General features: G+C 35.1%; 19 protein-coding genes. 15 read left to right on the forward strand and 4 right to left on the reverse strand.

The window, feature by feature from the left end; genetic code table 11:
- Window positions 1-50 precede the first annotated feature (50 nt).
- From BMX64_RS04900 to ftsY, 8 genes are all read left to right on the forward strand, one after another.
- Complete coding sequence (locus BMX64_RS04900; RefSeq protein ID WP_091166741.1) at window positions 51-821, forward strand: 3'-5' exonuclease; 771 nt, start codon at window positions 51-53, stop codon at window positions 819-821.
- An 84-nt stretch (window positions 822-905) separates the two neighbouring features.
- Window positions 906-1517 carry a fumarylacetoacetate hydrolase family protein gene (locus BMX64_RS04905; RefSeq protein ID WP_091166743.1) on the forward strand — a complete coding sequence of 204 codons (612 nt, stop codon included), beginning with the start codon at window positions 906-908 and terminating at the stop codon, window positions 1515-1517.
- Entirely contained in the window at window positions 1517-1861 is a 345-nt protein-coding gene (locus tag BMX64_RS04910) for an Hpt domain-containing protein (RefSeq protein WP_091166745.1), read from the forward strand. The genes BMX64_RS04905 and BMX64_RS04910 overlap by 1 nt, the downstream gene beginning before the upstream one ends.
- Before the next feature lie 192 nt (window positions 1862-2053).
- Window positions 2054-3307 carry a CinA family nicotinamide mononucleotide deamidase-related protein gene (locus BMX64_RS04915; protein ID WP_091166747.1) on the forward strand — a complete coding sequence of 418 codons (1254 nt, stop codon included), beginning with the start codon at window positions 2054-2056 and terminating at the stop codon, window positions 3305-3307.
- 72 nt (window positions 3308-3379) lie between these two features.
- Window positions 3380-3616, forward strand: coding sequence for a 50S ribosomal protein L28 (gene rpmB / locus BMX64_RS04920; protein ID WP_024980263.1), 237 nt, complete (start codon window positions 3380-3382; stop codon window positions 3614-3616).
- Window positions 3617-3643: 27 nt separating this feature from the next.
- On the forward strand, window positions 3644-3826 hold the full coding sequence (gene rpmG, locus BMX64_RS04925) for a 50S ribosomal protein L33 (RefSeq protein ID WP_017495179.1): 183 nt from the start codon (window positions 3644-3646) through the stop codon (window positions 3824-3826).
- Window positions 3827-3835: 9 nt separating this feature from the next.
- The gene (locus BMX64_RS04930; protein ID WP_072675716.1) at window positions 3836-3988 is read left to right on the forward strand and encodes a DUF4295 domain-containing protein; all 153 of its coding nucleotides are present in this window, start codon (window positions 3836-3838) and stop codon (window positions 3986-3988) included.
- A 128-nt stretch (window positions 3989-4116) separates the two neighbouring features.
- Window positions 4117-5070, forward strand: a complete 954-nt coding sequence (gene ftsY / locus BMX64_RS04935) for a signal recognition particle-docking protein FtsY (RefSeq protein ID WP_091166749.1) — start codon at window positions 4117-4119, stop codon at window positions 5068-5070.
- A 187-nt stretch (window positions 5071-5257) separates the two neighbouring features.
- Here the strand turns inward: ftsY and BMX64_RS04940 are convergent, their stop codons facing one another.
- Entirely contained in the window at window positions 5258-6337 is a 1080-nt protein-coding gene (locus BMX64_RS04940; protein WP_091166750.1) for a serine hydrolase domain-containing protein, read from the reverse strand.
- A gap of 239 nt (window positions 6338-6576) precedes the next feature.
- On the opposite strand from BMX64_RS04940, the gene BMX64_RS04945 reads away from it, so the two are divergent.
- Together BMX64_RS04945 and BMX64_RS04950 are read left to right on the forward strand one after the other, a co-directional pair.
- Window positions 6577-7017, forward strand: a complete 441-nt coding sequence (locus BMX64_RS04945; protein WP_091168988.1) for a lipocalin family protein — start codon at window positions 6577-6579, stop codon at window positions 7015-7017.
- Complete coding sequence (locus BMX64_RS04950; RefSeq protein ID WP_091166752.1) at window positions 6998-7294, forward strand: DciA family protein; 297 nt, start codon at window positions 6998-7000, stop codon at window positions 7292-7294. The genes BMX64_RS04945 and BMX64_RS04950 overlap by 20 nt, the downstream gene beginning before the upstream one ends.
- 130 nt (window positions 7295-7424) lie before the next feature.
- Here the strand turns inward: BMX64_RS04950 and BMX64_RS04955 are convergent, their stop codons facing one another.
- Window positions 7425-7844, reverse strand: coding sequence for a nucleoside-diphosphate kinase (locus BMX64_RS04955; protein ID WP_091166755.1), 420 nt, complete (start codon window positions 7842-7844; stop codon window positions 7425-7427).
- An 85-nt stretch (window positions 7845-7929) separates the two neighbouring features.
- Window positions 7930-9528: a bacillithiol biosynthesis cysteine-adding enzyme BshC gene (gene bshC, locus BMX64_RS04960; protein WP_091166756.1), complete on the reverse strand. Its 1599-nt coding sequence runs from the start codon at window positions 9526-9528 to the stop codon at window positions 7930-7932.
- Window positions 9529-9632: 104 nt separating this feature from the next.
- Between bshC and BMX64_RS04965 the strand changes: the two genes are divergently transcribed.
- The gene (locus BMX64_RS04965) at window positions 9633-10916 is read left to right on the forward strand and encodes an MFS transporter (RefSeq protein ID WP_091166758.1); all 1284 of its coding nucleotides are present in this window, start codon (window positions 9633-9635) and stop codon (window positions 10914-10916) included.
- A 7-nt stretch (window positions 10917-10923) separates the two neighbouring features.
- Here BMX64_RS04965 and BMX64_RS04970 read toward each other — a convergent pair whose 3' ends face one another.
- On the reverse strand, window positions 10924-18132 hold the full coding sequence (locus BMX64_RS04970) for a T9SS type B sorting domain-containing protein (RefSeq protein ID WP_091166761.1): 7209 nt from the start codon (window positions 18130-18132) through the stop codon (window positions 10924-10926).
- A 232-nt stretch (window positions 18133-18364) separates the two neighbouring features.
- Between BMX64_RS04970 and BMX64_RS04975 the strand changes: the two genes are divergently transcribed.
- The 4 genes from BMX64_RS04975 to BMX64_RS04990 all read left to right on the forward strand — a co-directional run bounded on the left by BMX64_RS04975 (window position 18365) and on the right by BMX64_RS04990 (window position 24201).
- Window positions 18365-20575, forward strand: a complete 2211-nt coding sequence (locus BMX64_RS04975) for a B12-binding domain-containing radical SAM protein (RefSeq protein ID WP_091166762.1) — start codon at window positions 18365-18367, stop codon at window positions 20573-20575.
- Between the two features lie 104 nt (window positions 20576-20679).
- Window positions 20680-21165, forward strand: a complete 486-nt coding sequence (locus BMX64_RS04980; protein ID WP_091166764.1) for an acyl-CoA carboxylase biotin carboxyl carrier protein subunit — start codon at window positions 20680-20682, stop codon at window positions 21163-21165.
- Between the two features lie 4 nt (window positions 21166-21169).
- The gene (gene accC, locus BMX64_RS04985; protein ID WP_091166766.1) at window positions 21170-22609 is read left to right on the forward strand and encodes an acetyl-CoA carboxylase biotin carboxylase subunit; all 1440 of its coding nucleotides are present in this window, start codon (window positions 21170-21172) and stop codon (window positions 22607-22609) included.
- A gap of 50 nt (window positions 22610-22659) precedes the next feature.
- Complete coding sequence (locus BMX64_RS04990; RefSeq protein ID WP_091166767.1) at window positions 22660-24201, forward strand: acyl-CoA carboxylase subunit beta; 1542 nt, start codon at window positions 22660-22662, stop codon at window positions 24199-24201.
- Window positions 24202-24235: the final 34 nt, after the last annotated feature.

A 24235-nucleotide genomic window follows, 5' to 3' on the forward strand; every position in this document is an offset into this window, starting at 1 on the left:
AACGAAATTAAACCCAAATTTCTATATTTGTATCCACACAAAATTTAAAAATGGAACTCAAACTCAATAAACCAATTTGCTTTTTCGATCTTGAAACCACAGGAATTGATATCGGAAAAGATAGAATTGTAGAAATCTCAATATTCAAAGTTTTTCCAAACGGAAATAAAGAAAGCAAAACATGGTTGGTAAATCCAACGATTCCAATTCCGCCGCAAACAACGGCTGTTCATGGTATCACCGATGAAAAAGTGGCAAATGAACCTACTTTTAACGAACTGGCTGCACAGGTTTATAATATGATTAAAGACAGTGATTTGGCTGGATTTAATTCGGATCGTTTTGATATTCCGTTATTGGCAGAAGAAATGTTGCGTGCCGGAGTAGATTTTGACATGAAAGGTAGGGTTTCAGTAGATGTGCAGACCGTTTTTCATAAAATGGAAGAACGAACATTGGGTGCAGCACACAAATTTTATTGTGGAAAAACGCTTGAAAATGCGCATTCTGCAGAAGCAGATACCATGGCGACTTATGAAATTTTGAAAGCGCAACTGGACCGTTATCCGGAACTGGAAAACGACATGAAATTATTATCAGAGTTTACAACAAGAAAGAAAATCGCTGATTTTGCCGGAATGATTGCTTTTGATAAAGACAATGAAGAGATTTTTACTTTTGGAAAACACAAAGGAGTAAAAGTGGATAAAATTTTAGAAACAGAACCCGGTTATTTCAGTTGGATTCAAAATGCTGATTTTCCGTTGTACACCAAAAAAGTTTTAACCGCAATAAAATTAAGAAAACTGAATACGAAATAGGTATTAAGGAATTGGGTAATTAGGTATTGGAATTAAGATGTTTTCAAACCAAAAAACCAAGACCAAAAACCCAGAATCCAAGTTATGAAAATAATCTGCATCGGTAGAAATTATACCAATCACATTGAGGAATTACAAAACGAAAGGCCCACGGAACCCGTAGTTTTCATGAAGCCGGATTCGGCAGTTTTATTGAAACAACACCCATTTGTAATCCCGGAATTTTCGGAAGATGTGCATCATGAAATTGAAATTATTGTCAAGATAAGTAAAGTGGGGAAGTACATCGAGCCTAAGTTTGCGCATAAATATTATGACGAAATCAGTGTGGGTATCGATTTTACCGCTCGGGATTTACAAGATAAATTAAAAGCAAAAGGGTTGCCTTGGGAAAAAGCAAAAGCATTTGACGGCTCGGCGGTTATAGGTGAATTTTTGCCGAAAAATCAATTTAGTTCATTAGAAAATATTACTTTTGAATTAACCAATAATAGTAAAACCGTGCAAATGAGTAATTCGGGTCTTATGTTGTGGAAAATTGATGAGCTGATTTCGTATGTTTCTCAGTTTTTTACGTTAAAAATTGGTGACATTATTTTTACGGGAACTCCAGAAGGAGTTGCGGCAGTAAAGCCAGATGATGTTTTAGAAGGTTTTTTAGAAGGACAACAACTATTTAGAATACAAGTAAAATAATGGCTATAAATTACAACCTTTCAAAAGTGTACGCACTTTCAGATAACGATCCGGAATTTGTAAATGAAATTTTGACTTTGTTCGTTACTGAAGTTCCAGATGATTTATTGCAAATCAAAGAGGGAATAAAAAAGAAAGATCACAAACATGCTTACGCATACGCACATAAAATCAAGCCTACACTTGATTTGTTAGGACTTAATGTAGCTTTTGAAGAGATTCTTCAGGTAGAAGCTTGGACCAAAGCGGAAGGCAAGAAGAAAGATATCAAAGAAACTTTTAAGAGTGTAAAGAATCAGGTCAAAGAGGCGATCAAAGAAATTAAAAAAGACTTTGATTTGTAATATTGGTCAGACTGTCCGTTGTAAACGAAGTTTATTGAACTCCTATGAAAATAATTGTTAGGTGAAGTAATCTCCCGAATAAAAATCGGGAGGATTTTCACTTTTATACCTCACGCAAAAAAAACTGGAATGTACTAATTTACACAATCCTTTTTTAGATTACAATCTCACAAAATAAATAGCACTAGAAAAATGAAAGCAACCATAGTTACGATTGGTGACGAAATTTTAATAGGTCAAATTGTCGATACGAATTCGTGTTTTATTGCCAAATCATTAGATAAAATTGGTGTTGAAATTAGCGAAATGATTTCAATAAGCGATGACAAAAAGCATATTTTAGATACGTTTGCGTCGCTTCAAAACAAAGTCGATTTGGTTATTATAACGGGTGGTTTAGGACCAACGAAAGATGATGTTACCAAGAAAACTTTTTGTGATTATTTTGAAGATGAATTAATCGTTGATAAAGCAGTAGAAAAGCATGTCATCGAGCTCATTGAGCGTGTGATGAACAGAACAGCATCACAAATTAATAGAGACCAGGCACTCGTTCCGTCAAAATGTATGGTGCTTCACAATCAGGTGGGTACAGCGCCAGGAATGTGGATGAAAAAGGAAAACACCGTTTTTGTATCACTTCCCGGAGTTCCTTACGAAATGAAATATCTAGTGGAGCATGAAATCATACCGAAAGTAGTTCGGGAATACAAGCGTCCTTATATTATCCATAAAACAATTCTCACGTACGGACAAGGCGAAAGTCTGGTGGCGGAACGTATAGAAGACTGGGAAAACAACCTTCCTGAATTCATTAAATTGGCATATTTACCCGCACCAGGAAGAGTTCGTTTAAGGCTTTCTGCACGGGGTATCGATAAAGAAAAACTAGAAGCTGCAATTGAAGAAAATGTAAAATTACTAGATGCAATAATTCATGATATCATTGTGGGTTTTGATGATGATGAAACTATTGAAGTGGTAGTAGGAAAGCTGCTGGGAAAACAAAACAAAACTATTTCGACTGCCGAAAGTTGTACAGGAGGTAAGATTGCGGAAGTTTTAACATCAGTTTCAGGTTCTTCAAAATATTTTAAAGGAAGTGTGATTTCCTATGCAACGGAGGTTAAAATTGATGTTTTGGGTATTCCTGAAAGTCTGATAAGTGAATATTCTGTCGTGAGCCGAGAAGTGGTTTCAGCGATGGCTTTGAATGTGAAAGCGATGATGAAAACTGATTATGCAATTGCGACAACAGGAAATGCCGGACCGTCAAAAGGGGACTCAAATGCAGAAATTGGAACAGTTTTTATTGCATTGGCTACTCCAAATGAAATAATTGTTGAAGAATTTAATTTTGGTCAACCCCGTGAAAAAGTGATAGATAGAGCGGTAAATAAAAGTTTGGAACTATTACAGAAAGAAATTTTAAAAAATGTACGATAATATTGTTGGTTAATAGGTTTATTTTTCTTTTCTTTGCACCCTGATTTTGAATAACGATAAAAGATAAGTATAATGTCAAGAGTTTGTGACCTTACAGGTAAAAGAGCGATGGTAGGAAATAACGTTTCTCACGCTATGAACAAAACTAAGAGAAAATTTTCTGTAAACTTAGTTAAAAAGCGTTTTTATCTTCCAGAAGAAGATAGATGGATTACTCTAAGAGTAGCTGCATCTACGATAAAAACAATTAATAAAAATGGAATCGCTGCGGTTTTGAAAAAAGCACAGTCAGAAGGATTTATTAAATAATCCCTTCCAAAATAAAAAAATAGCAAGATGGCAAAGAAAGGTAATAGAATCCAGGTAATTTTAGAATGTACTGAACACAAAACATCAGGTGTTGCAGGAACTTCAAGATACATAACAACAAAGAACAAAAAGAATACTCCGGACAGATTAGAGATTAAAAAATTTAATCCAATCTTGAAGCGTGTAACTGTTCATAAAGAAATTAAATAATTATTAGTCATGGCAAAGAAAACAGTAGCAACGTTACAGACAGCTTCTAAGAGATTATCAAAAGCCATCAAAATGGTGAAGTCTCCTAAAACAGGTGCATATACATTCGTAGAATCTATTATGACTCCGGAATCAGTTGATGAATTCTTGAAAAAGAAATAATATTCAATTAGCATTATATAGAAAAGCTACTTTCATTCGGAAGTAGCTTTTTTATTTTCTATATTTACCATTAGAAAACGTATTGGTTCTTCGGACTTAAATACTTCATTCTTAATACTATTTATACAATGAGTTTTTTCAAAAGAATATTTTCATCAGAGAAAAAAGAAACATTAGACAAAGGTCTTGAAAAATCAAAAACAAATTTCCTTTCGAAGTTAACGAAAGCTGTTGCCGGAAAGTCAAAAGTGGATGATGAAGTCTTAGATAATTTAGAAGAAATTCTTGTTGCATCAGATGTTGGTGTCAATACGACTCTGAAAATTATTACAAGAATAGAGAGTCGTGTTGCTTCAGATAAATATATGGGAATAGAAGAACTCAATCAAATTCTAAGAGAAGAAATTGCTGCTTTATTATCAGAGACTAATTCTGGTGAGGGTACTGAGTTTTTAATTCCAATTCAGACAAAACCCTATGTTTTAATGGTAGTTGGTGTTAATGGTGTTGGTAAAACAACTACCATTGGTAAATTAGCGTATCAATTTAAAAAACAAGGTTATAATGTGGTTCTTGGTGCAGCCGATACTTTTCGAGCAGCAGCAATCGATCAGTTGCAAATTTGGGCGGATAGAGTAGGCGTTCCTATTGTTCGTCAAGATATGGGAAGTGATCCGGCTTCGGTGGCTTTTGATACCTTGCAATCAGCAGTGGCTCAAAATGCAGATATTGTTATTATTGATACTGCAGGTCGTTTGCATAATAAAATTAATTTGATGAATGAATTGACCAAAGTAAAACGAGTGATGCAAAAAGTTGTTGGAGACGCGCCACATGATGTGTTATTGGTTTTGGATGGATCAACCGGTCAGAATGCTTTTGAACAAGCGAAACAATTTACAGCGGCTACTGAAGTTACTTGTTTGGCTGTTACTAAACTAGACGGAACTGCAAAAGGTGGTGTTGTGATTGGAATCTCCGATCAATTTCAAATTCCTGTAAAATATATTGGTGTAGGCGAAGGAATTGAAGATTTGCAGGTTTTTAATAAATATGAGTTTGTAGATAGTTTTTTTAAATAATAATTAGAATGGATTTCTCTTCTTTAAAAAATACACCTCCGATGTATCTTTATTTAGTAAGCATCATTTCATTTATATTGGCAAATCTTGTCCGAGATAAAAGTCTTGGTTTTTATTATTTTTTACTGATAATAGGTTTGGTTTCCTTTGTTTTGGGTTTTACGAAAAGTTTGAAAAGCAAGTAGGTTTATTGGTATAAAGCACTAATTTTTTGCCATAACGTTTCATCAAAATCGGATAAGGTAAACGTTGGATTGTCTGGATTTGCAACATCGCCCATTCGGATAACGACCATTTTCTTGCTTGGAATAACATAGATTTTTTGATCGTTTTTCCCCAGTGCCATATACATATCGGCAGGAGCTGTTGGTATTAAACTACCATTGAACTGCAGTTGGCTTTGTGGTAAATGATAACTTAGTTTTCCGTTTAGCCACCATAAATAGCCGTAACCCAGATTTATATTTTGTGAAGTGTTTGTAGCTTCATTTAAATAGTTCTCATTCACTATGGTATTGCTTTCCCATTTTCCTTTGTTGTAGATTAACAAGGCGAAACGCGCCATGGAGCGAGTGTTACTTCCATAAACAGAATTATTGCCTAATTGAAACCATGCGCCATCCATTCCTATTTTATCTTTTAATTTGGTGTTGAAATAGGTATTCCAGTTTTGACCGCTGGCTTGAGCAATCACATCCTGTAATTTTACATATACATTATGGTACGCCCAACGCGTTCCTGCATCGGCTTTGTATTTTAGGTTTATTGGATCAACATCATCCGTGCTGTCATCTAATCCGGAAGTCATGTTGAGTAGATGTTTGTTTGTAATCAAGTTTTCTTTAGCTAAAGGCAAACTCGTCCAACCGGTTCCTATGTATTGCGAAACTTTATTGTTAATGTTGATTAGGCTTTCTTGTTGTGCAATTCCTGTTACTGTTGAGGTCAGCGTTTTACCAGCGCTTGCCCAATACCAAAAAGCATTAGCGTCATGGCCGTTGAAATAATTTTCCATTACGATTCTTCCATTTACAAGAATGATGAAAGATTTAGAATTTTTGAGTGCCAAATAATCTAATAATGGTTGCACGGCGGTTTGTTTCCAACCTAAACTTGCAATTGATTTTGTTTCCCAAGTTGAACTAGTCAAATGCGGGAAATAGAGTGTTTCTGCAGGAGTGGGAGTAGGAGTTGGTTCAGCAGTATCTGAACTGCAGCTACTACAAAATGATAATAATATAAGGACACTATAGATTATTTTTGACATTTTGCTACTGATTTATTTCTAATTCCTTTAAGACCAAAAATATAGAAAATAGTTTAATGTGTTTCCACTATTTTTGTTTTCTTTGAATTTAATAAGAGTAACTTTGTAATTAGAACAAACGTGATTTATATCGAATTCTCCAGCCCTGATTGCAGCGTAAATCCTTTTTAGACGCTTTTTCAGCGTATAAAAAGATTGAAGCGAAAAGCAGGAAACAGCTCCTAAAAATAATTAGTATTATGAAAAAAACAGTTAGCATTCTATTTTTAGCATTTCTTTTTGTGGCTTGTCAGCAAAAGATTAAGCCAGAAGATATTTCGAAAATAAACGGGTATTGGGAAGTGGAGAAGGTTGTTTTTGATTCCATAAAGGATAAGGAATACGGGATGAATGAAGTGTATGATTATTTTGAAATAAAGAATAATAAAGGGATTCGGAAGAAAGTGATGCCGCAATTAGACGGAACTTTTTTAGTGAATGATACGTATGAAAACGTAACGTTTCGATTTGTGGATGACAAAGTTTTTTTAGATTATTCTACGCCTTATATGAAGTGGAGTGAGGAGTTGATTGCTGTATCAGCGGAAGAATTAGTACTGTTGAACAAGGAAAAAACAGAATATCATTACAAGAAAGCAACACCAATAAATTTACTGGGCGATGGCAAAACGACTAAATAATCAGAGTACGATAGGGGATGTTTTGAAACAAATTATTCACGTGAATAAACTGCAACCCGGAATGGATCAAATTGACGTGAAAGATGCGTGGAAAAATCTAATGGGTAATGGTGTGAACAGTTATACGAATAATGTGGTTTTGAAAGGAAGTACGTTGTATGTTGAGTTGACTTCGTCTGTTTTGCGTGAAGAATTAAGTCACGGAAAGTCTAAAATTGTGGCGATGATTAATGAGGAATTAAGACGTGATGTGTTGAAAGATGTGGTTTTGAGGTAGTGATTTTAGATTGTTGATTAACGATTTTAGATTTCAGATTTTTGATATAAAAAAATCCCGTTTCAATTTTGAAACGGGATTTTCTAATTTATTATAATTCGTAACTGTCAATTGCGACTGAAACTGAATACTAGAACTGCTCTCTTCCAGCAAAATGGAAAGCACCTTCGATAGCTGCATTTTCATCGCTATCAGAACCGTGAACTGCATTTTCTCCAATAGAAGTTGCGTATGCTTTACGGATAGTTCCTTCAGCAGCTTCAGCTGGGTTTGTAGCACCAATTAAAGTTCTGAAATCTTCTACTGCATTGTCTTTTTCTAAAATAGCAGCAACAATTGGTCCTCTTGACATGAATTCAACTAATTCACCGTAGAAAGGTCTTGCAGCGTGTACTTCGTAAAAAGCTTGTGCATCAGCAACAGTTAATTGTGTTAATTTCAAAGAAACGATTTTGAAACCTGCATTTGTAATCATTGAAAGTATGTTTCCGATGTGTCCGTTAGCAACAGCATCAGGCTTAATCATTGTAAATGTTCTATTAGTAGCCATCTTTTATTTTTTAAATTTTGTGCAAAAATAGGATTTTTTTATTGATTATTTTTACAAATTCGGCATTCAAATAACAGTTATCTAATTAAAGTACAATAATATCAAATTTATTGTCCAATGGTTTGAGTTGTTTGACCAATGTTGGAATCAGATTTTCACCGAATTCCAAATAAAATTCCGAAAAATTAGTTTGGCGTTCCTGTAAACTTTGGTTAGGGAATAATTCGTTTTGCAACTCAGTTATGCGTTGTAAAACATCACTCAGTTTTCTTTTTTGTGCTTTCAGTAAACGTTTCTCCAGATTTTCTAATCCTTTTATTTGTTTGGTTTCTTGCGCTTTTACAGCTCCAAGGAAAGATTCGTCGGTTTTGTTCGCTACATCATAAAGCTCCTGAAATTGTTTTTGCAATTGGTTTTTTAGATGCGTTAAATCGATTGGGAAATCTGACAATTCTTTGGTTTTAGTAGTTACTAAATTCGCCTGTTTCGAAAATAAATCTTCCCAGTTCAAATCTAGTTTATCTACTTTTTTAGCTTGCTTTTCGGTTGCCAATAGTACAGAATTCCTAAGCAATAGGATTGGAAAAGTTACTTTTGCAGCAGCAAAAAAAGATTTTAGCTCTAACCAATAGGCAATTTCTCCGCCTCCGCCAATGTAGCAAAGATTAGGTAAAATCCCTTCCTGATATAATGGACGCATAATCACGTTTGGACTGAATTTCTCCGGATGATTTTCTAATAATATTAGAATTTCTGTTTCAGAAAACTCAATTTTTGTATGATTTACTTTGTATCTATCGTTTTCAAAGATGATACGTTCTCGTAAATCATCTTCGATATAAAACAAATTGATTTCACGAGGATTTACCTGAACTGTATACTCTTTTAATTTTTCAGCAGTTTCCAAAACTAATTTATGGGAGGATTGTTGTAGCAATTCTTCTTTTATAAAAGGGATAAAGTTGCGTTTTAAGTCAGCATTATCGGCATCCAAAATAACCAAACCATACGCGCCAAAAAGCGCATTAGCCAGAAATCTAGTAGCATCGGCTAAATTATCGTGATTGAGATAGGAATCTTCAAACAGTTTTTTTAGCGTATCTGCATTTGTACTGGAGCCTAATTCCAAAGTATATACTTCAAGAAATTCAGCTAAACCTTCAGTTGACAAGCGCCCAACAGGACCTGTGCTTTCTTTGTTCCAACGGAATTTTTTACCTTTAAAGTTGAAATAATTGATTTCTTCAAAATCATGGTCTTCGGTCGCCATCCAGTAAATGGGTACAAAATTATACGTTGGATATTTCGCTTTTAATTCGGTTGTCAAATTAATTGTCGAAATGATTTTATACAAAAAATATAAAGGTCCGCTGAACAAATTTAACTGATGTCCTGTTGTAACAGTGAATGTATTTGGGTTATTTAAATCTTCAATATTTTGTTTGGTCAAAACCGAAGTTTCAACTTTTGAATATTGTTTTTCTAATGAGGAAACTAATATTTGTCTTTTAAGAGTACCGTTCTCATTGAAGTTTAACTGCTTTTCTTGAATTTGTGCTTCAAAGTTCTCAAGTGTTGGAAATCGGTTGTATAAGGATTGTAATTTTGTTTTTTTTTCTAAATAATCATTCATCAAAGAAGAGAAATATCCTGAATTCTGATAGCTGATACAGTCGGTTGGCATAATAAAGTTTTATATGTTGCTAATTTACCAATAATAATTGGAACTATAATATTTGTTACTTTCGAAAAATAGTGTCATTTTTATCAAGAAAAATTAACAATTTTATGAAAGATAATTTAAAGCATTCCAATGAAAACTCATTAAAACATGTTCTTTTTGGCAGTTTAATTGGAACCACTATAGAATTTTTTGATTTTTATATTTATGCTAATGCTGCAGTTTTAGTTTTTCCTCAATTGTTTTTTCCTTCAACAGATAGTACTAATTCCGTTTTGTTATCCTTAGCGACATTTTCGATTGCTTTTCTTTCCAGACCTTTAGGTTCTGCGGTCTTTGGTCATTATGGAGACAAAATTAGCCGAAAAACCACTTTAGTAATTGCGTTATTAACGATGGGGATTTCAACAGTTTGTATTGGTTTTTTACCAAGTTATGCCAGTATTGGAATTACAGCTCCTTTATTATTGATGTTGTGTCGCTTTGGTCAAGGAGTTGGTTTAGGTGGTGAATGGGGTGGAGCGGTATTACTGGCTATCGAAAATGCTCCACCTAATAAGCGAGCGTGGTACGGAATGTTTCCGCAACTTGGAGCGCCAATAGGTTTGCTGCTTTCGGGTGGTACTTTCTTGATTTTGACCGATACACTGACTTCCGAAGATTTTCTTGATTATGGATGGAGAATTCCGTTTATAGCGAGTTCATTATTGGTTGTCGTAGGTTTTTATATCCGATTAAAAATCACCGAAACTCCTGCTTTCGAAAACGCTAAAAAAGAGAAAGAAGAAGTTAAAATCCCATTTTTTACTTTACTAAAATTTTATAAAAACCAACTGATTTTTGGCACATTTGCAGCGATTACTACTTTCTTGGTTTTTTATCTCATGACGGTTTTTACACTTAGCTGGGCAACTTCTGATTTGGGTTATTCCAAAAGAGATTTTCTATTGATGCAATTGTTTTCGGTATTGTTTTTTGCACTTTTTATTCCTGTTTCGGCTTTATTTGCGGATCGCATTGGCAGAAGAAAAATGCTTATTTACGCAACAATTGCGATTGCTATTTTTGGTTTTGCATTTTCTTTTTTCTTGAATTCCGGCAGTTCAGTTCTTGTTACTTTGTTTTTATGTGTTGGAATGGCTTTGATGGGGTTTACTTATGGTCCTTTGGGGACTTTTTTATCGGAGCTCTTTCCTACTAATGTTCGTTATTCAGGAACTTCTTTGGCATTTAACTTGGCAGGAATTATTGGAGCCGCTTTTGCACCTATGATTGCGATTTGGTTAGCAACTCAGTATAGTTTAACCTATGTTGGGTTTTATTTAAGTACGGCAGCCTGTATCTCTTTATTTTCGTTGTTGATGGTAAGCAAAAAAGAACATAAATTTTGATAATTTGTTATCGCTTCAAACTAAAATGGCCTTTATATTCATTTCTATCAGTTCTGGTTGCTACAAACCAATAATCATCGGATGGAAGTTCGTGTCCATTCATGGTTCCGTTCCAATCGTTATTTTGGATTAATTCTTTGATTAATTTTCCATAACGGTCAAATATTTTTACAGTCAAGTTGGTTTCCAAGTCTGAAAATTTAATATTCCAAGTGTCGTTGAAACCATCACCGTTTGGGGTGAAGTATCTTGGATACATTAATAAAAAGACTTCATCTGTGGCGGTTCCGCAACCATTTTTATCTCTGACATGTACGGTATATTCACCACTATATAATGCCGAAAATTGATTGCTATCCTGAAAATGAATACCGTCAATTGAATATTCGTAATCGCCTTCTCCGGATGCAAAAACGGTGATTGTATTCTGATCGTCGCTCCAATCTTTCGTCTCTACAGAATTTATATTGGCAACGTTTGATTTTCGTACTTCAAAATTCTTAGTAGTCGAACATGAAATTGTACTGTAATTAGTAGTAACGTTAACAGAATAAATTCCTGGATTTGCAACAACTATCGTAGATGTCGTTGCACCTGTTGACCACAAATAAGTATCGAAACCTAATCCGGCATCAATAGTAATGGAATTGTTTTCACAAATGGGAACAACATCAGGAATTGTAATAATTGGTTTCGATACAAGGGTTAATTTCAATTCAACAATGGCATAACAAGGGGTATTTGAATTGATGCGAACGTAAATTTTGTTGTCGCCTAAAGTTAAGTTGTAATTTGAAAAATTATTGATTTGATTACCTGTCAATTGATTTTCTGCACCTGAAAAAGTCGAATAATAAGAAAAAGTATATCCTGAAGTATTTGAAATTAACTTAGAATCGTAAACTGATAGATTCACTTTCTCGGATCCGTCATTCAAATCATCACAAAATAATTCAGCATAATTATTTGCGGGTAAAGTGTTTATTAGCGAAATAGTAACAGCTAGTTTATTAAGACTTTCGCAGTTGTTTTCTGTTTGCGAAGCATAATATGTTATCCCATCTTGTAAAGGAGTTGAACTAGACAAAAGAAATCCAAGACTATTATACCATTTTATGTAGTTACCCGAAATTACAATTGAACTTACCGTAGGATTTTGAGTCGTACAAAAACTTTGATTTACATTTCCAGTTGGAGCAGGTGTATTTTGGATGTTTATAAGAACTGGAATTCTTTCGCTTTCACAACTATTAGTAGTTTGCGAGGGATAATAAGTGATTCCGTTTTGTAATGGAGTTGTGTCTGATAAAAGTGTTCCATTTGTTAGAGCGTCATACCATTTTATATTTTGACCCGTAATTGCAATTGAACTTAAAGTTGAATTTTGTTGGATACAGAAGATTTGAGGATTTGTTAATGTAGGTTTCGGAGTAAAATTTGTAAAAGGAATTAGTGTAGCTGTGGTAGCATTTGAAATACAACCAATGCTGTTTTTTACTTTTATATGATATGTTCCAGGGTCAAGATTTGATTGCATTGTATTTGTTTTCCAAGTAACTCCATTGTCAAAACTATATTCTGCGGCAATATCGGTAATTATAATAGTCCCTTTAAGATTATTACAGTCTGGCTGAATAGTTATAAATGAAGGATTTACTGGATAATCAGTTGGAGGATTAATTTTTACAGATAATGCTACAGACTCGCAATCGCTACTATTTTTAATCCGAACTAAATAGGTTCCAGCTGCTAAATTTCCTGAAATTGGATTGGTCGAATAATTTGCGCCATTGTCAAAACTATACTGGTAAGCGGCACTTGTAATGGAAATTGAACCAAACGGATTACTACAACTCACAGGTTGAGAAACGTTTAAGATTGGAGTTGAAGGTGCGTTTGGAGGTGTATTGATGGTTGCAGCATAGGCAATCGAAGGGCAACCATTTGTATATTTTATTCGGATTAAATAATTTCCAGGAGATAAACTAGCAGTATTGCTCGTATTCCAAGTTACACCATCATCAAAACTATATAGATTTGCAACAGTAGAAACCATAATACTTCCTGTAGATGAGCCACAACCAGTAGGGTCTGTAACTACAACTTGTGGTGCTGCTGGAATTGTAGGAGCAGAATCTATAGTAATGGGTGCACTCAGGGAAATACAGCCGGAATTATATTTAATCATTAAATTATAAGTTCCGGGTGATACATTAGATTTTGTATTTGATGTACCAAATGTGATTCCGTTATCAAAGCTGTAAAAATCGGCTACGGTATCGATGGTTAGTGATCCTGTAAAGTTGGTGCAATCTGGTTGGCTTGCTTTGTAGGCAGGTGCAGGAAGCGCTGATAATGGTGAAATAGTGACTGTGGCAGCATCTGAAACACAACCAGCTAAATTTTTAATTTTTATGTAATAAATTCCTGGGGAAAGATCCGTTTTTGTATTGGAAAAAAAGTAGGTTAATCCATTGTCATAACTATATGTTGTAGCACTTGTAGTAATTGTAATAGAGCCTTTTGCAGAGCTACAGTTTGGCTGAGTTGAAGTATAAGTAGGAGCGGCAATTGTAGTGCCCGAACTTAAATTTACAACTGTTGTTGATGATTCGCAACTATAAGAATTTGTTTTGATTTTAATAATATACGTACCAGCCCCTACATTTATTTTTGTTGGGTTTGTGGTCCAGCTGTTTCCATCGTTAAAACTATAGCTTATAGCAGTTGTTGCTATGGTAATGCTACCATCAGTTGCTCCGCAAGAAGAAGGTTGAACAATCTGAACAACAGGTGCAGCTGGAACTGCGGGTGGTGAGCTAATATAGATATAACTGCCGTATGAGATACAACCTAATGTGTTTTTTATTACTATATTATAAGAACCACCAGTTAGATTTTTCTTTATAGGATTTGTGGTCCAAGTTACACCATTATCAAAACTGTATTGATCTGCAGTAGTATTTATTATTATAGTCCCAGAAGGAGAACTACAAGTTGGCTGAATGGAAGTTATATTTGGTGAGGGTAAGTAATATTTATTAATGTAGAAATATTGTGACTGTGATTTGCAACCAGTCGTATTTTTGATAACAATAATATAGGATGATGATGCAGGATTTAATAAAATAGGATTGGTAGTCCAAGTTGTACCTCCATCAAAACTATATTGATCAGCAGGAGTAGTGATGGTAATACTTCCTCCATTTCCACAACTAGGTTGTATCACTTTTACATTTGGATTCGGAAGATAAAAAGGGTTAATGTATATCGATATGCCATAAGATTTGCAGCCAGTTGCATTTTTTATAACAATATTGTAATATCCCGACGTTAGTCCAGAGAGGGTAGGGTTTGTTGACCAAGTATTACCACCATCAAAACTATATGAAGCGGCAACTGTTGCAATAGCGATGCTTCCATTGATACCACAGGTTGGTTGAACCAATGTAAAATCAGGATTAGGTAAATAATATGAATTTAATGTAGCATAGGTGTTATAAGAATAAGAAGTACATCCAGAAGCATTTTTTACTACCAAATAATAAGAGCTAGAATTAAGATTGGTAAATGTAGGATTGGTGCTCCATGTATTACCTCCATCTATACTGTATTCTGTTGCAGTAGTTGTAAAAGTTATACTTCCTCCGTTTCCACAAGTGGGTTGTGTTGTTGTAAAAGTAGGAGTAGGAAGATAAAAAGTTTGAAGATTTGCAGAATTCGAGTTCGAAACACAACCTTGAGTATTTTTTATATATGGGTAATAATATCCTGAAGAAAGATTTGAAAAAATAGGACTTGTAACCCAAGTTTGACCATCTATACTGTAAAAATCAGCAGTGGTAGTGATTGTAATACTGCCTTTTGTTCCACAAGCGGGTTCTACTATTGTGTATTTTGGTGATGCTAAATGTGCAGAATCCAAATAAACAGAAATATATCGGGATGAACAATTCGCCTTTTTTATCATTAGATAGTAATATCCTGTGCTTAAATTATTAAAGATAGGATTTGTACTCCAGGTTGTACCATAATCTATACTATAGTAATCTGCGGTGCTGTTGAATGTAATATTGCCAATATTTCCGCAACTTGGATTTGTAACGATATAATCGGGATCTGGAAGACTAGGATTATTAATCGAAATATTTATACTATTTGATATGCATCCTAAACTGTTTTTTATAGAAATATTGTAATATCCATAAGAATTAATATTTGATAGGGAAGAAGAGGTTCCCCAAGTATAACCTCCATCAAAGCTGTAAAAATCTGCAATTGTATTTATTGTAATACTACCTGCAGTAGTACATGTTGGCTGAATAACAGTATAAGTTGGTGCGGCTATATTTGGATTATTTAAATAAACACCCGTTGGATAGGAAGTACAACCAATACTGTTTTTTATAATTATTGTGTAAACTCCTGGAGGTAATGATTTAGTATTGAGGGTTGTCCAAGTTGCACCATTGTCAAAGCTATAAAAATCTGATAGAGAATTAATCGTGATTTTTCCGTTTACACCACAGGTTGGCTGTTCGATGCTAATAATTGGTGAATACAAGTAGGGTTGGTACAAATAAACATAATTAGCAGCGCTAATACATCCCGCACTATTTTTTACTTTTATTTGATAATTCCCATAAGGTAAATCTGCTACATTATTGGTAGTCCAAGTTGCACCATTATCAAAACTATAAAAATCTGAAACTGTAGTAATAGTGATGCTTCCATTGCTGCCACAAACCGGTTGCACAGTAGTATATTCAGGATATAAATATTTAAAATCATTTAAATAAACATAAGTATAATAGGAGGTACAACCTAAAGCGTTTTTAATCCCTAACGAATAGCTTCCTGAGTTTAAATTGTTCGTTGTGTTGCTCGTCACCCATGTTGTACCTCCATCAAAAGTATAAAAATCTGAAATAGTATTAATGGTGATACTCCCAGCTACATTACATGCAGGGTGTACCAAAGTATAAGTTGGAGTTTCTAGCGTATTACTACTAATAAGTACATTGTTAGCCGAAGAAATGCAACCTTGTAAATCTTTTGTGCGAATTTTATAATTCCCTGGAGAAAGATTGGTTGCAGTAGCATAATTTACCCAAGTTACACCATCATCAAAACTATAATATGCAGATGGCGTCGTAATAGTAATACTGCCTACATCCCCACAAAATAAAGGATTGGTATAGTTATAATTTGGATATGAAGTTGAGACAGCTGTAATGGTTACACTTTGAGAATAAGAAGTACATCCATTTATGGTTTTTATTTTCACTAAATACGTTCCGGGATACAAATTACTCTTTGTATCGTTTGTACTCCAAGTTGAACCATCATCAAAACTATATTGTGATGCAGTTGAAGTTACTTTTATACTTCCTGTGGTAGAAAAACAGGAGGGTTGAGTGATTTGCAAAATTGGTGAAACAGCAGTTTGGCTAGGTTCTATAGAAACACTAGCATCGCTACTACATCCAAAAGAATCAGTAACAGTAACAGAATAATTTCCTGTAGAAGTTACTATTATGCTTTGCGAAGTACCTCCTGTACTCCATAGATAGGATGATCCTGAAGAAGCTGTTAATACAGTGCTTCCTGAACAAACATTTAGAATACCTGTAATATTTGCCGTTGGATTTTTTACCTCTAAACTTGCAGAAATTATTTTGTAGCAAGTGGCATCTTTACTCACTCTAACAAAAATAGAAGTGCTAGAACTTGGATAACTTGTAAAATTGGCAATTGCATTCAAGTTAGCTTCTGCATCATTGTAATTTTTGTAATAATTAAAATTTAAACCTGTAGTTGAAGTTACCAACAAAGAATTTAATTTTGATAAATCAAAATTTTCGCTTCCGTCACGATTTGCATCACATTGAGATATTTTTGCAGTCGTTACATTAATAGCGCAACTTGAAGTACAATTTAAAAAAGAAATATCCCAGCCTGGATTTGCGTCAGGATCTGTCGCCGAATTAAATGTAGTTCCCGTACAAGAAGTTCCAGAAATATCATAATCTACTAGTACTCCAACATTATAATTGGCATTGGTGCTATTTGTAAAATCAGCAGCATTCAGGGTGAAACAAAACTTTTTATTTGTGGTGTCTAAGCTTGAGGTTGTAGAGGTGTTATAAACAGATACGTTGCTACTGTTATATACATTTAAAGTGATTTTTTTTACCGTTGCAGAAATCCCACCCGAATTAGGAACGGTATAATTTCCACATACAGAAATTGGTAAACTAGGACAAACTTTATTCAATGGGTCTAGTTCTACTGATCCTTGTAAATTTTCTGCAGAATGTAATAAGCAAATATCATCTACATACATATACCCAAAATGTCCACCCAATCCACATCTTGAAGCCATAAATTCAACGGTAAATTCTTCATTATTAGGTATAGAAGAAATGTCTAATAGTCCAGATTGCCAATTGGCAGTATATAGAGTAACATAAGAAGAAGTTTGACTCGGAACTTTAGTGAAAATGCAATTTTTTTCGTCACCCACCAAACAAAATTCATTTACGACAACCCCGTTTTTATCTAAAATTCGTGCTTTTACAAATGCTTGATTATCAGTATGGCTATTGTCATATACACTTTGTAATACTGCTTTGTAGTTGAATTTTAGATAATTTTCATTATTGGTTTTAAACCTTTTGCCTTGAACAATAGAACCATAAGTAGATGAGTTTTCATAATTAATTTTAAGAGCATATTGATCAAATGCTTTAATATCTCCCATATAGGGATCAACTAAATTTGAAGAAATTCCCGTTGCCATAATATTCATATTATTAGGGTCATGCCGATTGATGTATGAATTGGCGGTATTGGTAATAGAGCGGCATTGCGTTGGTCCAGGAGGATCACCTATGGTATAAAGAAAATTCTTGAGAGAACTACTTCCACTGATAGTTTCATATTGTTCGAAGCTTCCATTGGTACACATTTCTACAGCTTGTTGTGTAGCTGTTGTTTTCAAATTCAGATTTACTTTTTTTAAATTCAGGATTTCTTTTTTCCTTTTTTCTTCCCGAATTTTCAAAAACTCGTTTTGCTCATCCAAAGTTTGAATTAAATGACCATTTTTATCTTCCAATAAAATTTTATTGGATGAGTTTGGATTTGTTTCTTGAGAAAAAACAACAACACATTGGTGAAATAAAATAAACAGCAGTAGGACTTTAAGCTTCATTGTGGGAATTTTGTACACAAAAGTAAATAAAAAATCAGGGTTTTAGCTTGAAAGATATTAATTTTTGTATGAATTTTATATTTGAAATGGTAAGTATCAAAATGCAGAAATGACATTGTTTTTCGAGAGATTTAATTCAATTAATTACGCAATTTTACTCGAATAACTGCAAGTTGTTTCTTTTGTTGAAAAACAATAAATATCCCTTATTTTTGCACCAAACTTATTTCTTTTGAAAACCAAATTATTCTTAATTACGCCTCCTTTTACCCAACTGAATACGCCGTATCCGGCAACTGCTTATATCAAAGGGTTTCTGAATACCAAAAATATTGCGTCTGTTCAAGCGGATTTGGGTATCGAAGTGATTTTGAAATTGTTTTCGAAAGAAGGACTTGAAAATTTGTTTAAAGTTTCAGGTTTAAAGATTAAAGTTGGAGAAATCTCAGATAATTCGAAACGTATTTTCGCTTTGCAAGATGAATATATAAAAACAATCAATCCTGTAATTGCTTTCCTTCAAGGGAAAAATCCAACATTGGCGCTTCAAATTTGTCAGGAGGATTTCTTGCCGGAAGCGTCCCGATTTGCGCAATTGGAAGAACTCGATTGGGCTTTTGGAACAATGGGAACGCAAGATAAAGCGAAACATTTAGCAACTTTGTATCTGGAAGACATCTCTGATTTTATAGTCGAATGTGTAGATGCTAATTTTGGTTTCAGCCGCTATGCAGAACGTTTGGGACGGTCTGCTAATTCTTTTGACGAATTGTATGAAGCCTTGCAACAAGAACCAACCTATATTGATAATTTACTTCTTTCAATTCTAAAAGAGAGAATAGAAACTATTCAACCTACATTATTCTTGATTTCGGTTCCGTTTCCAGGGAATTTATATTCGGCTTTTCGTTCCGCACAATGGGTGAAAAAGCATTATCCGAGTATTAAAATTTCAATGGGCGGTGGTTTCCCGAATACCGAATTGCGTTCGCTTTCGGATGCTCGCGTTTTTGAGTTTTTCGATTATATAACATTGGATGATGGCGAAGCACCAATCGAAGAATTAGTTTCCAATATTGAATCCCGAAATTTCGAGACAGATTACAATTTGTATAAAAGAACTTTTCTGTTGGAAGACGGAAAAGTCGTTTACAAAAATAATTCCCTAAAACACGATTATAAACAATCGCAAGTGGGAACTCCGGATTATTCGGATTTGCTTTTGGATAAATATATTTCGGTTATCGAAATTGTGAATCCAATGCACCGCATGTGGAGCGACGGTCGCTGGAATAAGCTCACCATGGCGCACGGTTGCTATTGGGGGAAATGTACGTTTTGCGATATTTCGTTGGATTATATCAAAATTTACGAACCAGTTGCGGCCAATTTATTGTGCGATCGAATGGAGGAAATGATAGCTCAAACGGGCGAGAACGGATTTCATTTTGTTGACGAAGCGGCTCCTCCGGCTTTGATGCGTGCTTTGGCTCTTGAAATTCTTCGCAGGAAATTAGCAGTGACGTGGTGGACGAACATTCGATTCGAAAAAAGTTTTACTAAAGATTTATGTTTGCTTCTAAAAGCATCCGGTTGTATCGCGGTTTCTGGTGGTCTCGAAGTTGCTTCCGATAGATTATTAAAACTAATAGATAAAGGCGTAACGGTAGAACAAGTCGCCAAAGTCACCAGAAATTTTACCGAAGCAGGCGTTATGGTTCATGCCTATTTGATGTATGGTTATCCTACACAAACCATTCAGGAAACGGTGGACAGTCTCGAAATGGTGCGTCAATTATTTGAAGTTGGTGTATTACAATCCGGATTTTGGCATCAATTTGCGATGACTGCGCACAGTCCAGTGGGCTTGTACCCGGAGAAATTTGGTGTGATAAAAGAAACCGAAGTGATTGGAACTTTCGCCAATAACGATATTAATTATACGGATTCAACAGGAATCGATCATGATAAATTCAGTTTTGGACTCAAGAAATCCTTGTTCAATTTCATGCACGGAATATGTTTTGATTATGAATTGCAGGATTGGTTCGAGTTTAAAATTCCAAAGACTAAAATTTCCCCCGATTTTATTTTTGATGCCTTACAGGAAGACGATGATTTCAACAGTAAACCTACCGCAAAAATCGTTTGGTTAGGTGGGAAGCCATTTGTAGAACATTTTACAAAATCCAAAAAAGGTAATTCTTGGGAAATGATGACTTTGACTTTTCATGATAAAAAGGAAAGTTTCTCTATTCAAACGAATAAAAAGGAAGGAGAATGGTTGGTTGAAATGCTGCTGAAAATTTCTGTTTCGAATGTTAAAATTTATAATTATCAAGAAGTTAAAGCTGATTTCGAATTACATCTGGAGGACTTTGAATTATTTTGGTACTCAAAACCTATTAAAACGCTGCGAGAATTTGGATTGTTAGTGTTATAAATTTATTTTCTGATAACTATAACAAATTAGCATAAAACTTTTATTTTTCGATTACGAAAACGTTTTCTTTACTTATTTTTACAACCAATTAAATAAATACATGTATGAGTATTGGTTATAAAGTAAATGTAAATGATACTTTCCATTTTGATTTGGAAAAGGAAAGTGTTTCACAACTGGATGCAGTGCGTGTGGAAACGAATAAGTTCCATATTTTACACGAAAACACTCCTTATCAAGCGGAAATCGTCACTTCAGATTTTCTTCAAAAAAGCTATACTGTCAAGGTAAACAACAACACGTACACCGTTGCCATTTCAAATCCATTGGACATTTTAATTAAGGAAATGGGATTCGAAACGGGACTTACCAAACAAGTCAATTTTATCAAAGCACCTATGCCCGGATTAATTCTAGAAATTAGTGTTGTGGTAGGACAAACTGTAAAAGAAAACGATAATTTAATTATTCTTGGCGCCATGAAAATGGAAAATAGTTTCCTTTCTCCGCGCGATGGCGTTATTAAAACCATTTCGGTATTGATGGGAGATGCCGTTGATAAAGGTCAGTTGTTAATTGAATTCGAATAAGATTATGAAAAAATTATTAGTTGCCAATAGAGGGGAAATTGCCATCAGGGTGATGAAAACCGCACAAAAAATGGGCATAAAAACCGTAGCAGTGTATTCAACTGCCGACAGAAATGCACCGCACGTAAAATTTGCTGATGAAGCCGTTTGGATTGGAGAAGCACCTTCGAGTCAATCGTATTTGTTAGGAAGTAAAATTATAGAAGTTGCAAAATCTTTAAACGTGGATGCTATTCATCCTGGTTATGGATTTTTGAGTGAAAATGCTGATTTTGCTGAAGAAGCCGAAAAAAATAACATCATTTTTATTGGTCCAAAGTCGAAAGCAATAAAAATCATGGGAAGTAAACTGGCGGCTAAAGAAGCCGTTAAGCAATACAATATTCCAATGGTTCCCGGTTTTGACGAAGCCATTACGGATGTCGAAAAAGCAAAAGTCGTTGCCAAGGAAGTTGGTTTTCCAATACTGATTAAAGCTTCTGCTGGAGGTGGTGGAAAAGGAATGCGTGTGGTAGAAAGCGAAGCTGACTTCGAATCTCAAATGGATCGTGCCATCAGTGAAGCAATTGCTGCTTTTGGAGATGGTTCCGTTTTTATTGAAAAATATGTGGGTTCTCCAAGGCATATCGAAATACAAGTTATGGCGGACAGTCATGGGAATGTCTTGTATTTGTTCGAAAGAGAATGCAGCATCCAGCGTCGTCACCAAAAAGTAATTGAAGAAGCGCCTTCTTCGGTTTTAACACCGGAATTGCGTAAAAAAATGGGTGAAGCTGCTGTTTTGGTGGCTAAATCCTGTGATTATTTAGGGGCTGGAACGGTCGAGTTTTTATTGGACGAAAATAATAATTTCTACTTCTTGGAAATGAATACGCGTTTGCAGGTTGAACATCCCGTTACAGAATGGATTACCGGAACCGATTTGGTCGAACTGCAAATAAGAGTGGCAAGAGGAGAAGCATTGACAATCAAACAAGAAGATTTGAGAATAAAAGGACACGCGATGGAATTGCGTGTGTATGCCGAAGATCCTATGAATGATTTCTTGCCTAGTGTGGGTCATTTGGATGTTTACCAATTGCCTGTTGGCGAAGGAATTCGTGTGGATAATGGTTTTGAACAAGGCATGGATATTCCTATTTATTATGATCCAATGTTGGCCAAATTAATCACTTATGGAGAAACTCGTGAAGAAGCCATTCAAATTATGATAAAGGCTATTGAAGACTATCATGTAGAAGGAGTTCAGACAACATTGCCTTTTGGGAAATTTGTTTTTGAACATGAGGCTTTTCGTTCCGGGAAATTTGACACGCATTTTGTCAAGAATTACTACAGTGCCGAAATGTTAAAAAATCAAATAGCGCAAGAAGCCGAAATCGCTGCGAAGGTAGCTTTAAAACAATATTTTGAAGATCAAAAAATCGTACGCTTACTAAATTAAAATAATGGTTTTAAATAAAATTAGCGAATTAGCGGTTAAAAAAGAATAATATGAAAGACAAAATAAATACATTAAACGATAAAATTGCCGAAGCGCATTTGGGTGGTGGTAAAAATAGAATTGCAAAACAACATTCGAATAAAAAACTGACGGCAAGAGAACGTGTGAATTATTTGATGGACGAAGGTTCTTTTGAAGAAATTGGGATATTGGTGACGCACCGAACGTCTGATTTTGGAATGGAAAAAGAACTGTATTACGGCGACGGAGTCATTACCGGATACGGAACCATAAATGGGAGATTGGTTTATATTTTCGCTCAGGATTTTACCGTTTTTGGGGGTTCATTATCCGAAACCCATGCTGAGAAAATCTGCAAAGTGATGGATATGGCAGTCAAAATGGGAGCGCCTATGATTGGTCTAAATGATTCTGGTGGAGCACGTATTCAGGAAGGAGTTCGTTCTTTGGGCGGTTATGCCGATATTTTTTATAGAAACGTACAAGCTTCAGGGGTGATTCCGCAAATTTCCGCAATTATGGGACCCTGCGCCGGTGGAGCCGTGTATTCTCCAGCCATGACTGATTTTACGATGATGGTTGAAGATACCAGTTACATGTTTGTTACCGGGCCGAATGTGGTAAAAACCGTAACCAATGAAACCGTAACTTCGGAGGAATTGGGTGGAGCGAGTACGCATTCGACTAAATCGGGTGTGGCGCATTGCACTTCGACTAATGATGTGGAATGTCTGGAGGATTTGAAACGCTTGTTGAGTTATTTGCCACAGAGCAACAAAGAAAAAGCACATAATTTACCTTATGAATTGAATGATGAGGTTCGTACAAAATTAGCAACTATCATTCCGGATAATCCCAACAAACCCTACGATATGCACGAGGTGATTGGTGGAATTATTGACGAAGATTCGTTTTTTGAAATTCATAAAAATTATGCCGAAAATATCCTTGTTGGTTTTGCTCGATTGGGAGGAAAAAGCATTGGAATTATAGCCAACCAACCTATGATTTTAGCCGGTTGTCTCGATGTGAACAGTTCGAAAAAAGCAGCACGATTTACCCGTTTTTGCGATTGTTTTAATATTCCGTTATTGGTTCTGGTGGATGTACCGGGTTTTTTACCGGGAACCGACCAAGAGTGGAACGGGATTATCGTTCACGGTGCGAAATTGTTGTACGCCCTTAGTGAAGCAACCGTGCCGAGAGTGACTGTAATTACCCGTAAAGCGTATGGTGGAGCGTATGATGTAATGAACTCGAAACACATTGGTGCCGACATGAATTTTGCCTGGCCAACTGCTGAAATCGCCGTGATGGGAGCCAAAGGAGCCTCTGAAATTATCTTCAAAAAAGAAATCAATGAAGCCGAAGACCATGAAGCAAAACTTTTGGAAAAAGAAGCGGAATATGCTGATTTATTTGCAAATCCGTATACAGCAGCGCAACGTGGTTTTGTAGATGAGGTTATTCTACCGCAAGACACCCGACGCAAATTGATAAAAGCCTTTAGTATGCTCGAAAATAAAGTAAGTGTTACTCCTAATAGAAAACACGGAAATATTCCTTTATAGCATTTTTTAAGAATTTAAAAACCACCTGATGAAG

It is taken from the genome of Flavobacterium sinopsychrotolerans (assembly GCF_900110375.1).
Taxonomy (GTDB): domain Bacteria; phylum Bacteroidota; class Bacteroidia; order Flavobacteriales; family Flavobacteriaceae; genus Flavobacterium; species Flavobacterium sinopsychrotolerans.